This is a genomic window from Methylobacterium sp. BTF04 (genome assembly GCF_010692745.1).
Classification (GTDB): Bacteria; Pseudomonadota; Alphaproteobacteria; order Rhizobiales; family Beijerinckiaceae; genus Methylobacterium.
In genome coordinates, this window is record NZ_JAAHTB010000071.1 from 1 (window position 1) to 11,973 (window position 11,973).

11 protein-coding genes are annotated in these 11,973 nt (G+C 65.1%); 5 read left to right on the forward strand and 6 right to left on the reverse strand.

Annotated features, from left to right (window positions below):
- On the forward strand, window positions 1–282 hold a 282-nt coding region (locus G3T14_RS24815; RefSeq protein WP_204263000.1), incomplete at its 5' end, for a hypothetical protein.
- Between the two features lie 519 nt (window positions 283–801).
- Here G3T14_RS24815 and G3T14_RS22035 read toward each other — a convergent pair.
- From G3T14_RS22035 to G3T14_RS22055, 5 genes are all read right to left on the reverse strand, one after another.
- Window positions 802–1,182, reverse strand: a complete 381-nt coding sequence (locus G3T14_RS22035) for a hypothetical protein (protein WP_246733493.1) — start codon at window positions 1,180–1,182, stop codon at window positions 802–804.
- 90 nt (window positions 1,183–1,272) lie between these two features.
- The gene (locus G3T14_RS22040; protein WP_163644664.1) at window positions 1,273–1,839 is read right to left on the reverse strand and encodes a recombinase family protein; all 567 of its coding nucleotides are present in this window, start codon (window positions 1,837–1,839) and stop codon (window positions 1,273–1,275) included.
- A gap of 386 nt (window positions 1,840–2,225) precedes the next feature.
- On the reverse strand, window positions 2,226–3,161 hold the full coding sequence (locus G3T14_RS22045) for an NADP-dependent oxidoreductase (protein WP_163644665.1): 936 nt from the start codon (window positions 3,159–3,161) through the stop codon (window positions 2,226–2,228).
- Between the two features lie 53 nt (window positions 3,162–3,214).
- Window positions 3,215–3,859, reverse strand: a complete 645-nt coding sequence (locus G3T14_RS22050; protein ID WP_163644666.1) for an NAD(P)H-binding protein — start codon at window positions 3,857–3,859, stop codon at window positions 3,215–3,217.
- Between the two features lie 3 nt (window positions 3,860–3,862).
- Window positions 3,863–4,681 (reverse strand): hypothetical protein, encoded by an 819-nt coding sequence (locus tag G3T14_RS22055; RefSeq protein ID WP_163644667.1) that lies wholly within the window; start codon window positions 4,679–4,681, stop codon window positions 3,863–3,865.
- 94 nt (window positions 4,682–4,775) lie between these two features.
- On the opposite strand from G3T14_RS22055, the gene G3T14_RS22060 reads away from it, so the two are divergent.
- Both G3T14_RS22060 and G3T14_RS22065 read left to right on the forward strand, forming a co-directional pair.
- Window positions 4,776–5,675 (forward strand): AraC family transcriptional regulator, encoded by a 900-nt coding sequence (locus G3T14_RS22060; protein ID WP_163644668.1) that lies wholly within the window; start codon window positions 4,776–4,778, stop codon window positions 5,673–5,675.
- Window positions 5,676–5,818: 143 nt separating this feature from the next.
- Window positions 5,819–8,800, forward strand: a complete 2,982-nt coding sequence (locus G3T14_RS22065) for a Tn3 family transposase (RefSeq protein ID WP_163644669.1) — start codon at window positions 5,819–5,821, stop codon at window positions 8,798–8,800.
- A 241-nt stretch (window positions 8,801–9,041) separates the two neighbouring features.
- Here the strand turns inward: G3T14_RS22065 and G3T14_RS22070 are convergent, their stop codons facing one another.
- A complete protein-coding gene (locus G3T14_RS22070; protein WP_163644670.1) occupies window positions 9,042–9,254 on the reverse strand; it encodes a hypothetical protein in 213 nt (70 codons plus the stop codon).
- A gap of 356 nt (window positions 9,255–9,610) precedes the next feature.
- On the opposite strand from G3T14_RS22070, the gene G3T14_RS22075 reads away from it, so the two are divergent.
- Window positions 9,611–10,405 carry a helix-turn-helix domain-containing protein gene (locus tag G3T14_RS22075; protein WP_163644671.1) on the forward strand — a complete coding sequence of 265 codons (795 nt, stop codon included), beginning with the start codon at window positions 9,611–9,613 and terminating at the stop codon, window positions 10,403–10,405.
- On the forward strand, window positions 10,402–11,691 hold the full coding sequence (locus G3T14_RS22080; RefSeq protein ID WP_246733494.1) for an alpha/beta fold hydrolase: 1,290 nt from the start codon (window positions 10,402–10,404) through the stop codon (window positions 11,689–11,691). The genes G3T14_RS22075 and G3T14_RS22080 overlap by 4 nt, the downstream gene beginning before the upstream one ends.
- Window positions 11,692–11,973: the final 282 nt, after the last annotated feature.

The following is an 11,973-nucleotide window of genomic DNA, read 5'->3' on the forward strand; positions in this document are numbered from 1 at the left end:
ATCCCTCACGTCGGGGATAGCTTAGCCTCCTGTCCAGATTTCCAGCACCACCTCAGAGCGCCCGCTTTGGATGCGTACAGTCGCGACGAGTGGGAAGCGTACTTCGATGCCGTCGCCACGGGTCTAATCGCCCAGCCACACACCGCACGGCGTCGGGCCAACGACATGGCAAGGCTCTGTCCCTACGCGGACGTGGCTGCGGCCGGGCTTGCGAGGGTCAAAGCCGCGATCGAAGCCTACATTGACATGGTCGGTCCTAAAGACCGCGCCAAATGGCATTAGAAGCCCGCTGGCTGGAGTGAGCGTGCTTCGGTTCCTTGGCTGCCGGCCTATCGTCGGATGTTAAAATAGCGCGGCTCGGCCAGCCGAGGTGGCAACAAGTCGCTCATTATCAAGGATCACCACCGTTGAGCCTGCTTCTGATTCCAGCCCAATCTGAGCGCGCCTGATGAGACCCCGCATCATGAGCGCCTTGACCGTTCCCAGAGGGAAGAGAGGTCTGGCGTCAGAGGAGGCTTCGGGATTGGCAATCTGAGCAAGCACTTGTCGTTGAAATGGTGAGAGCTTTGCCATCCACTTAGATCCAATCGCCGTTTTTGTCTGCGCCTGAGGTATCGGAACGCCCGTGTCTGCATGGATCGGGCCGGACGCCGACGAGTGTGAGGCTTGGCTGGAAGGGTTCACCGGGGCTTCACGAGACCGGTCCAAGGATCTACCGCGGAGTTGAACCTGAACTGGCACGTTCCTTTCTTGACGAGCGTTGGTGACGGAGAAAGAGTAAGCGCTCGGTGAAGCTTTCAATTACCCACATCGTCGTTTGGAACCGATGCTTATGCCGACGGCGATATCGTGCAGGCGGATGAGACCACGCCAGACGACCATGTTGCCGGGCGGCGGGTCGCGGCTGCGGGCGAGGTAGCCGCCGAGCATGGCGATCTGTAGGAGGTAGTCGGCTAGCGTTCGCCGACGCAGCCGCGGTTTTGGGCGTGTCGCGTCGATGCGGTCGAGCGCGTTGATCTCAGCGGCGGTAAGGACGGTGTTGGGTGGCCCATCGGGTTCGACGCGGGCCGACATGGTGAGAAAGAAGATGCGCCAGCTGACGACCGTCACGAGGGCGAGGAACTTCACCAGCCTTTCGGCGGTCTGCAGCCTGCTCTCCTCGGCGCGGCAACCCGACTTCATGACTTTGTGAAAAACTTCCACTTTCCAGCGTAGAGCGTACCAGGGGTAAGGACACGAAAGTGCGTTAGGCGTCCGGTTCGTGCGAACGAACTATGAACTTGCCCGCTCATTTGCCGGGAAGTGGCGGTAGAAGGTCGAAAGGCCGACCTGCAGCAGCTTCGCCACCTTGGCAGGCTTGTCCCCCGCCGCAAGCAGCTTGCGCGCCGTGTCCAGCTTGTCGGGCGTTAGCGCCGACTTTCGACCACTGCCGATCCCGCCCTTCGTCCGAGCTGCCGCCAAGCCAGCGACCGTTCGCTCCTTGATCAGCTCACGCTCCATCTCGGCCACCGAGGCAAGAATATGGAACAGGAGCCGGCCCGAGGCCGTGGACGTGTCAAACCCATCCGTCAGTGATCGGAAATCCACCTTCCGGGCCGAGAGATCGGCTGCCAGGGAGATGAGGCCCTGAATCGAGCGGCCGAGCCGGTCGAGCTTCCAGACCACGATGCAGTCGCCGGCACGCGCGAAATGCAGGGCTTCGGCCAGCCCTGGACGATCGGCCTTCGCACCGCTTGCCTTGTCGGTGAACAGCCTTTCGCACCCCGCCTTGGTCAAGGCGTCGGTTTGCAGCGCCAGACCCTGATCGGCCGTCGAGACACGCGCGTAGCCGATCAGCATCTTTCCCGTTTTCCCATCGAAACTGGCAATTTCGGGAATCTTAAATCGGGAACAGATTTTGGGAAAGCTAAACTGGCCTTCGGCGGGTCAGCGTGACTGGCGCCGGCTTTCTCGTTCTACGTTCCTTTGCGGGAAGGCATGGCGGGCACCCATGGTATCCGCTGATATCTGTTGGATGAAGGGTCGTGATGTGCGGACACCGACGCAAAGGCGGGCCCGCGATGCTCGTGGACGCACCGGGGGGCCTTTTCGCAAATGCCAGATTACGTCAATCGTCCGTCTCTTTGCGTCTCGTCTTATGCGCAATACGTCGGATCGACACGCGTTCAGTTTGGCTTTTTATTACACAACCCACCCTACGCGGTAACAGGCATTGTTTTCTGGGCTCACCTTCCAGGGATGACGAGCAATTTTCCCTTAGGCGAGCCTGTCTTCTCGAGCGTGATGATCGCCGGAACTGCCTCAGTCAGAGGAACAGTTCGACCGATCTTGGCCGTGAGCTTGCCTCGCAGGGCGGCATCGACAATGCCCGCCATACCTTCCGGCGTCGCTGTTCCAAACACCGTCTGATGGCGTGAGGATATGAGGCTTCGGATAATCTTGGCGGGCGTGTTGACGATGTGCAAGGCGACGCCGCCACGCTTCAACATCGTATCGCATTCCCGCATCTTCAGGGTGCCCGCCGTGTCTAAGACAACATCGAATCGACGATGCAGAGAGCGGACGTCGAGGGCGCGGTAGTCGAACACTTCGCCCACCCCCAAGGCTAAAGCCTCCTCCCGTCCGGACGCGCTACAACTGCCCGCAACCTTCGCGCCATGCGCAACAGCCAACTGTACAGCCGCTCGGCCAACCCCGCCGAGGCAACCTGCTATGAACACTGACTGCCCCGCTTTCAGCTTGGCCTTGTCGAACAGGGCAGTCCAAGCGGTGATACCAACGATCGGCAATGCGCCGGCGACTTTAAACGGGAGGGCCGCTGGCTTGATGAAGGCGTTCTTGGCGTCCGTGACGACAGCTTCCGCGAACGTGCCCGCCTCTTTCAGCGTCGTGAAGCCGAACACCTCATCTCCAATTTTAAGCCCCCTCACCCCGGGTCCAACCGCTTCGACCACCCCCGCGAAGTCGTGCCCTAATCCCCGAGGGAAATTGGAGCCCGTCATCATCTTCACTTTGCCCTGCCTGATCACCCAATCCATTGGGTTAGCCGAGGCCGCCATCACCCGCACACGAACCTGACCCTGGTCTGGTTTTGGGGTGTCGATATCATCCAGGCGCAGCTCCTCGGGTCCGCCGTATCGATCATATTGGATGCGCTTCATCACAAACTCCACAGGCTAGACATCGACGGCCAGACGATCCGTCGTAATTGCTCTTACTCGTAATGACTCAGGTCAGCCGTATGCACCGCTGTACTGTCGGTGACCGTCCGATAATTGTAGTCCGCGCAGTCGCGAAAAGTCGCCACGCTGAGATTACGTTTGGAACGCTGGAGACTGCCTTTGGACGGACCGTCGGAATAGATGCCAGCCCGGTGGACGATCCATTCCAGATCGTTGGCCTCCGTCGCCAAAAAGGCCATGACCGCCTCATTATCAAGGTGCTGCCCGATGAACGATCGGGCGATCGTATTGCGGATGAGCCAGAGGGAGGGCGAGAGACGGCCACCATGAGGCCGGCTCAAACCGCCAGCTTGGTACAGGATGCGCCTGACGCCCTGCCGACGCATCGCGGGTATCAGGCGCCGCATGAAGGCGCTGTTGATCTTGGCTTGCCGCTGCAAGGCTTTGTCACCCAGCATCACGACGACGTACGCCACGCCTGCGACCAGCGCATCGGTATCGATCGGGTCGGTGATCGATCCGTGCACCACCTCGAGTCTTTCGCTGTTCGGTGCGAGCTTGACCGGTGTGCGAACCAGCGCACGTACGCGGTGCCCGTCCGCCAGGGCTTGGGCCGTGAAATGCTTGCCTGTCGCCCCGGTCGCTCCGAGCACAAGAAAGGTGGATGGCTGAACCATGATCTAGCTCCGCTGGGTTGCAGGGGCGGCACCGAGGGCCTGCCACGCCTTGGGAAAGGTAGGACGGAACAGCAGGGTCAACGTGATGACCGAATAACCAAGCGTACCAGCCACCAGCAGCAGCGCGGCCGCTTGGCCCGCGACTCGCAAAGCCAGGCAGGCGATCAGCGGCATTGCCTGCATGGCGTGTATACCGCAGAAATGGGCCAGGCGCAGCCGAAGGCCTGTCCGGCGTCGCTCGTCCCGCGTTATCCTCGCTCCACTAGAACCGACCGTTGCCGTGCCAAGCCGTGCCATGCTCGATCCGGTCAGCGCCCCGAGGACGAAGGTGAGCACCAGCCCGGCGACAATTGCTGCCGTCATCAATGGCGCAGCGTCCGCGCGGGGCCGCGCCGCGATTTCCCATGCCAGCGGCAGCAGCATGCCGACGAACAGGATCGCCAACACCCGCATCAATGTCGAAATGGCCACGTCGACCGGTGTCGCGTTGTTGAAGTGGGAGCGGCGCCCGCGTGCCGCCTGACCAACGATGCACAGAAACTCGACCGTCGCTCCGATCAACAGCCCCCAGGTGGCGAGCTGGACCAAGCCTGACTCAAGTCGTGCGGGGCGGACATAGTGCAGCATCCAGGCGAAGGTCAGTAGGTAAACCGCGATAGAGAGCGCGAACTTGGTCGGCTTGATCGCCACCCGTTCATGGCCGACGCGGCGCGTGTCGAGCAGCGCCCAGAGCACGCCCAACGGAACAAGCGCCAGCATCCCGAGGCCGATCGTCGTTACCGCGCTTACCGGATCGAGTAGCAGAAAATCATGATGCGCCATTATGCGTGCCCGTGATGATACGCCGCTTTAGATAGACCGAGAGCACTGGACGGGGTATCCTTGACCGCCCGCAATGTTGTAGCGATCGTCCAGAATGATAGCCGATCCGCTCTCCGATGTCCTTCAACTGCTGAGGCCGCGAGCCTATGGCTTTCGCGGCCTGGATATCGGCGGCGACTGGTCTCTTTGTTTGCCACCCCAACCTGTCGTTCGCTGCTATGCTTTGCGAACGGGCGCATGCGGGCTTTGGCTGGACGGCGTTGCGCCGGTCCAGCTCGCGGCGGGCGACTTCGTTCTATTGCCGCAGGGCCAGGGCCTGGTCATGGGAAGCAGGCCCGACGCCCCGAGAGTCGACCTCGAGCGCTTTTTTACGACGGCGTCGGGAGATACGGCTATTTTCGAAGAAGGCGGCGATTGCCGCGGTCTCGGCGGCTACTTCGAAATGGCGGGTATGGCGGCCGACCAGTTGTTGCGAGCGCTTTCGCCTGTGGTGCGGCTGGGAGCGGGTGCGGACGCGTCGGGCCTCCTGTGGCTGGTCGACCGCCTGATGGCCGAGCTGCGTACGCCTCGCCCGGGCGGACGCCTCATTGCCGAGCATCTTTCGCAGACGCTGCTCGTCGAGGCACTTCGGCTGCATCTGGCGACCGCGGCCCAGCGGACCGGGACTTGGCTCGCTGCGCTCGCAGACCCGCAGCTCGCGCGGGCGATCGAAGCGATGCACGCCGACCCGGGCGGGCGCTGGACATTGGATGCGTTGGCCAAAATTTCCGGCCTGTCCCGATCCGGCTTCGCCCAGCGGTTCTCCGATGCCTGTGGAGAGCCGGCGATCACCTACCTTGCCCGTTGGCGGATGATGCTCGCCAGCGACCGACTAGCGCGAGGCGTGCCGACTGCGATCGTCGCACGTGAGCTTGGTTATGGCTCGGAAAGCGCGTTCGGGGCGGCATTCCGCCGTATCACAGGAATGTCGCCGGGCCGGTTCCGCAGCGCCTGAGCACTTTCCCCAGCCATTCCCAAAACTCGATCGTTTACGGGAAGCCGCTGTAGGCAGCTTGGCTTGGGACATTCTGTTGATAGTGCCGTTCGTTTAACTGACAGGCATCGTAGCGTTCCGCTCTTTGTTGAAGGAGGGCTGGGATGGCGCGACGCAGGCTGCTGGGCGACGAGCAATGGGCGACGCTTTTTGCCTTGCCCGCGGGCGAGCGGGACGTGGTGCGCCACTGCACGCTGACTTCCGACGATCACACCCTGGTCGCAGCCAAGCGCAGCGCTCCCAACCGGCTCGGATACGCCCTGCTCCTCTGCGCCTTACGCCATCCAGGCCGCGCTCTGGAACCCGGGGAGAAGCCACCCGCCCCCATGGTCACCTTCGTCGCGCGCCAGCTCGGCATCGACACGGCCGTGCTCGGCACCGGCTGCGATCGTCCCCAGACCCGGCGCGAGCAGCTGGCCGAGCTGATGCGCTGCGGCGGCTTTCAGGGCTTCGGGCGAGCCGAGGCCCGCGATCTCATCGCCTGGCTCACGCCCGTGACCCAGGTCAACCGCAAGCCAGGTCAGCTTGCCGTTCTACTGGTCGAGGAACTGCGCCGCCGGCGCATCCTGCTGCCCACGCCCAGGGTGCTGGAGCTGGTGATCCACCACGCCCGCATCCGGGCCGAGCGGGCCCTCCACCGGGCTCTGATCGACGGCATGGACCCGGTGCAGCTGGCCGCGATGGATGAACTGCTTGCTGCCCCGGCCGGCGGCAGCGTGCCGTCCCGGATCGCGTGGCTGCGCCAGGCGCCGGGCTCACCCGCGGCTCGGAACCTGGTCAGCCTGATCGAGCGCGTCCGGACCGTGCGCGCGATCGGCCTGGACCGGAACCGCGAAGCCGCAGTGCCACCTGCGGCGTTCGACGTGCTCGCCGGTGAGGGCCTGCGCATGACGGCGCAGCACCTGCGCGACCTGGCCCAGCCCCGGCGTGCGGCGACGGTCGTCGCCACCGTGCTGCGATTGGACACAGAGCTGACCGACACGGCGCTGCTCATGTTCGACAAGCTCATGGGCGGCCTGTCGCGCCGAGCGGAGCGCAAGACCATCGACAACGCCGCGGCTGCGCTGCGCGACGCCCAGCGCCACCTGCGGCTCCTGGCTCGTGCCGGACGCGCCCTCATCGCCGCGCGGGAGGACGAGACGGATGCGGCCGAGGCGGTAGAGAATGCCGTGGGCTGGGGGCCGTTCCTGCGCGCTGTCGCCGAGGCCGAACAGATCGCGCGGCCCGAAACGGTGGACGTGCGGGCCGAACTGGTCCAGCGGTGGCCAGCGATGCGCCAGTTCGCCCCCGCGTTGCTGGAGGCGTTCGCCTTCGAAGGGACGGCCAGCGCGTCCGGCCTGCTCAAGGCCGTGTCGCTGCTGCGCGACATGAACCGGGCCGGCAAGCGCACCCTGCCAGGGACCACGCCCCTCGGCTTCATCCGCCGCGGTTGGCGGCCCTTTGTGGTGGACCCGAGCAGCAAGGTGGACCGCCGGGCTTGGGAGGTGTGCGTGCTGTCCGAGCTGCGCGACCGGCTGCGGGCCGGGGACGTGTGGGTGCGGGGCAGCCGACGCTACCGCAACTTCGAGGACTGCCTGCTGCCCAAACCGACCTTCGCGGCCCTGCGCGCCGAGGGGCCGCTGCCGGTTGAGGTGGAGGAGGACGTGGAACGCCACCTTGCCACCAGGCGCGACGCGCTCGCCGCGGCGATGGAGGACGTCGCCGTCTTGGCCAAGGCCGGCCAGTTGCCCGACGCCGTGCTGGATGAGACCGGCCTACGCATCACGCCGCTCAGGGCTGAAACGCCGCTTGAAGCCCTGCGGGCCGCCCAGGACGCCTACGGCATGCTGCCGCGTCCCCGGATCACCGACCTGCTGCTCGAGGTAGACGGCTGGACCAGGTTCTCGGACTGCTTCACCCACCAGCGCAGCGGCCGGCCCGTCGAGGAACGGGCGGCCCTGCTCACCACAGTCCTGGCCGACGGCATCAACCTGGGCCTGAGCCGGATGGCGGAGTCCTGCAAGGGCCACAGCCTGCGCCAGCTCGCCTGGATGCACGACTGGCACGTGCGCGAGGAATGCTACGCCGCGGCGCTCGCCCGTTTGATCGAGGCGCACCGGGCGCTGCCGCTGGCCAGGATCTGGGGTGACGGCACCACCTCCAGCTCGGACGGGCAGTTCTTCCGCGCGGGCGGCCGCGGCGAGGCGTTGGGCGACGTCAACGCCCGGCACGGCAACGAGCCCGGGGTCGCATTCTACACCCATATCTCCGACCAATTCGGACCCTTCCACACCAAGGTTATCGCGGCGACCGCATCGGAGGCGCAGCACGTGCTGGACGGGCTGCTCCAGCACGGCACGGGGCTGCGAATGATCGAGCACTACACCGACACCGGGGGCGCCACCGACCAGGTGTTCGGCCTGCTGGCTCTGCTCGGCTTCCGGTTCGCCCCCAGGCTGCGCGACCTGAAGGACCGCAGGCTGTACGTCTTCCGCGGCCAGGCTGTTCCGGAGGTGCTGACCGGCATGGTCGGCGGCACCGTGGACGCCGACCACGTGCGGGCGCACTGGGACGAGGCGCTGCGCCTGGCGGTGTCGGTCGGCTCCGGCCACGCATCCGCGTCGGCCATGCTGCGCCGGCTGGCCGCCTACCCGCGGCAGAACGGGCTGGCCGTCGCCCTGCGGGAGATCGGCCGCGTGGAACGGAGCCTGTTCACGCTCGACTGGTTGCGCAGCGGCGAGTTGCGCCGGCGTGCCAACGCCGGGCTGAACAAGGGCGAGGCTCGCAACGCGCTGGCGCGGGCGGTATTCTTCCACCGCCTGGGCGAGCTGCGTGACCGCTCGTTCGAGAACCAGGCCTTTCGGGCGTCGGGGCTGAACCTGCTGGTCGCGGCCATCATTTTGTGGAACACGCGCTACCTGCAGGCCGCGTTCGACGCGCTCGCCGCCCGGGGCGCCGCGGTCTCGCCCGATCTGATGCGCCACGTCGCCCCGCTGGGATGGGAGCACATCAGCCTCACCGGCGACTACGTCTGGGCCGCTGACGCCCAGCCCGGCCCTGGCCTGCTCAGGCCGCTGCGGAAACGGCCGTCATTGCTGGCTGCGTAAGTTCCGGGTCCGTTCGCACGAACCGGACGCAGGGAGCACTTTCGTGTCCTGTCCCCGTCTTGGGCGGGTAGAGAACGCCGCAATGGTGAATGAACCCTAAAAGACGGCATCCACTCGGCCACTCCGCGGGCCCTCTTGCCGGCGGTCCGGTGCACGCGCAGGGATGCGCCCCCGTAGGACAGGCAATGCCTGCCCGTCAGGGTGGGTCGGATCTGGAAACGCCTGTGTCCGGTCCTGAGCGCTACAGGAAGTCGCCTGCTGCGATCCGGTCCGCGCTGGATCTCTGCTCTTCGAGCGTAGCCGTGAGGGCAGCGATTTTCCGGCTCTGCTCTGCGACATGCTCGAACAGATGCTGGAACCCCCAGCACGTCGCGAGAGCCAGATCCTCCACGGTCTGGCTAGCCTTCAAGCGGTCGAGGATGGCCTTGTGCGTGTCCAGGTCTGAGGTCGTCATTGTCCCTCCCGCAAGCTCGCCACGGTCCGTTACCGTTGACTTAACCGTGCGCCCCGGCCGACATGCCATGTCCGGCCTGTGCGCGCCCTATGGCGAGTCGTGAGCCGGCAGAGACAAGGGATCAAGGCCGCGAGAAAGACCTAAGCCCAAAACGCCAACGGCCCCACTCCCTGGCAGGAATGAGGCCGTCGAAATCGATGAGGTCCGGGGACCGCTTTCAATCCCTCAGACATCATAGCTCCCGCCGGGAGTCAATCGGGATCGTTTCCCGAGACGATGGCGCTTTGCCTTTTGCTGGGGACAGCGACCGCTGCGCCCCCTGCTTTGACGCGGCCCGAGCAGGGCTGTGAACGATGATCTATGCCGAAGAGATCCGCCGCCAGGCGGAGGCAGCCCCGCGCGCCGCGTTGCCGGCCGTGGCGGTCGCGCTGTGGAAGGCGTTTGGAGAGGGCCACCTGTCCGAGACTGAGGCCGAGGCGCTGGCCGGACTGATCGAGGCGCGGACGGTTCTCCCCCGATCCGGGGAAAACCTGCCTGACGGTCAGGTTTTGAGGTCCCCCGATCAGGGGACCTCAAACCGAGAAATCTTCGGTTTGCCCTTAGAGCGCGAGAGAAGCCTCAGGAGCCGCACGGGCTCCCGGCCACGCACGGATGCCTCGATGGCCCGCCGCCGCCGCTGGGCGGCCTCTGGGCGGCTTCCGCCGGGCATCGCGGCACAGTTCACCCTGGCCGAGCAAGCGGTGCTCTCGCTCGTGGCGGCCGAGACCGTCCGGCGTAAGGATTGTCGCCTCGCTGTCGGACATCTCGCGGCACTCGCCGGTGTGGCCGAAACCACCGTGCGCAACGCTATCCGTGAGGCAGGCAAGCTCGGGCTGGTCACGGTCGAAGAGCGGCGCGTTACCGGGTTTCGCAACAACACGAACGTGGTGCGCATCATCTCGGCCGAATGGACGGCCTGGCTGCGGCTGGCGCGGAAGGGGGTGGCGGTTCACCACCCCCTCGTGACGGAAGGGGGAGGGTGCAAATCCCCGAACCGCACGCATACTCAAGTTTCAAAACAGGGGAAAACGAGGATGGAAGACGGGTCGCGAGGCCGACCTGCAAGCCTGAAATCGCCTTCACGATCAGTGTGGCGGAACGCAGTCGCATGAGGCCGCCGCTGCGCTGTGGAAGGCGACGCGCCGGCCTCAAGCTAATGTGGGTGAAGAGGCTGCCGAACAACAGCGGGTCAGGTTACCGTTGCGAGCTAGACGAGCAGCCGCATGTTGCGCACGTCACATCGAACGGCTTGAATGAAAGGAAGAACAAGCCGGAGGAAGCCATGTCGGATCAAAAACTGCAGCCGCACGCCCAACAGCGTGTGGGCCTATCACGGCGCCACCTTGTTGGGGCAGCCGCCGTAGGCCTTGCGATCGCAGCGTTCCCCGCCGGGACCTTGCCTTCGATCGCCGCTACCTCATCGAGCCAGCTGGAAACGGAGGAGTTTCGACTGCCCTGGAGTGAACCGGGCGTCGATATCTACGTGCGTAACAAGCGCCCCGCTGGGATCCAGCAGTTCCCGGCCGACCGGATCCTGCTTTACGTGCACGGTGCGACCTATCCCGCCTCAACCGCCCTGGATCTCCCGCTGAGCGGGATGTCCGCCATGGATTACCTCGCTGGGTTGGGCTTTGACGTCTACCTCGTGGACCTGCCGGGCTATGGGCTGTCCGGGCGCCCCGCCGCGATGAGCGCGCCGGCAGCCGACAACGCGCCCTTCATGCGCACGCCGGACGCTGCCAAGGTGGTGGGGCAGGTGGTCGACTTCATCACGAAACGGCGCGGCGTAGAGAAGATCGACCTGATGGGCTGGTCCTGGGGAACCTCGACTATGGGGCTCTACACCAGCACCCACAACGAGAAGGTCAACCGACTCGTGCTCTACGCGCCACAGTGGTTGTCACGGACGCCCTCGCTCATAGGAGGGGAGGGGCCACTCGGAGCCTACCGCAGCGTAAGTCGCGACAGCGCAAAGGATCGGTGGCTGAAGGGCGTGGCACAGGACAAGCAAGCTGACCTGATCCCACAGGGCTGGTTCGAGCAGTGGGCAGATGCGACCTTCGCTACGGACGCGGACGGGGCCAAGCTATCGCCGCCCGTGCTGCGTGCGCCAAACGGGATTGTGGCCGACTCGAAGGAGTACTGGCAGTCGGGTAAACCGCAGTATGACCCGGGCGACATTCGCGTGCCCGTGCTCGTCATCCACGCTGAGTGGGATGCGGATCTGCCGAGCTATCAGGCGCAGGAGTACTTCACGAAGCTAACGCACACCCCCTACAAGCGCTTCGTCGAGTTGGGCGAGGGCACCCACACGGTGATGATGGAGAAGAACCGTATGCAGTTCCTCCACGCAGTCGGGGCTTTCCTGACAGAGGCAGATCCTCAGGCCCTGGACTGAAGCGGTGCGAATGCGAGGGGCGCTGAGTCGGTGCGGGCCAGTTCCCAGTGCCATGCCCGTCAAGCCTCGGGTCGGGTGGTCGGGTGAAGGTCGATGCCGCGGGGAACAGGAACCGTTGCGTCGGCCTATGGCCCGTTCGAACTCGCTAAGAGGTGGCGGCCCTACCTGAAGGGGCAAGCAGAGCCGCCGCAACAGATCGGCTAGAACGAACGAAACGGCCCTCCTGCTACGCACAAGCGGACAAAGCGTGAACTCACGCGGCTCTGAGGAACGGGGTGGGAG

What these genes read in the sequence shown, in the direction of transcription:
- G3T14_RS22035 (WP_246733493.1), bottom strand. Translation starts at nt 1,182, where the DNA reads ATGAAGTCGGGTTGCCGCGCCGAGGAGAGCAGGCTGCAGACCGCCGAA.
- G3T14_RS22040 (WP_163644664.1), bottom strand. Translation starts at nt 1,839, where the DNA reads ATGCTGATCGGCTACGCGCGTGTCTCGACGGCCGATCAGGGTCTGGCG.
- G3T14_RS22045 (WP_163644665.1), bottom strand. Translation starts at nt 3,161, where the DNA reads ATGAAGCGCATCCAATATGATCGATACGGCGGACCCGAGGAGCTGCGC.
- G3T14_RS22050 (WP_163644666.1), bottom strand. Translation starts at nt 3,859, where the DNA reads ATGGTTCAGCCATCCACCTTTCTTGTGCTCGGAGCGACCGGGGCGACA.
- G3T14_RS22055 (WP_163644667.1), bottom strand. Translation starts at nt 4,681, where the DNA reads ATGGCGCATCATGATTTTCTGCTACTCGATCCGGTAAGCGCGGTAACG.
- G3T14_RS22060 (WP_163644668.1), top strand. Translation starts at nt 4,776, where the DNA reads ATGATAGCCGATCCGCTCTCCGATGTCCTTCAACTGCTGAGGCCGCGA.
- G3T14_RS22065 (WP_163644669.1), top strand. Translation starts at nt 5,819, where the DNA reads ATGGCGCGACGCAGGCTGCTGGGCGACGAGCAATGGGCGACGCTTTTT.
- G3T14_RS22070 (WP_163644670.1), bottom strand. Translation starts at nt 9,254, where the DNA reads ATGACGACCTCAGACCTGGACACGCACAAGGCCATCCTCGACCGCTTG.
- G3T14_RS22080 (WP_246733494.1), top strand. Translation starts at nt 10,402, where the DNA reads ATGAGGCCGCCGCTGCGCTGTGGAAGGCGACGCGCCGGCCTCAAGCTA.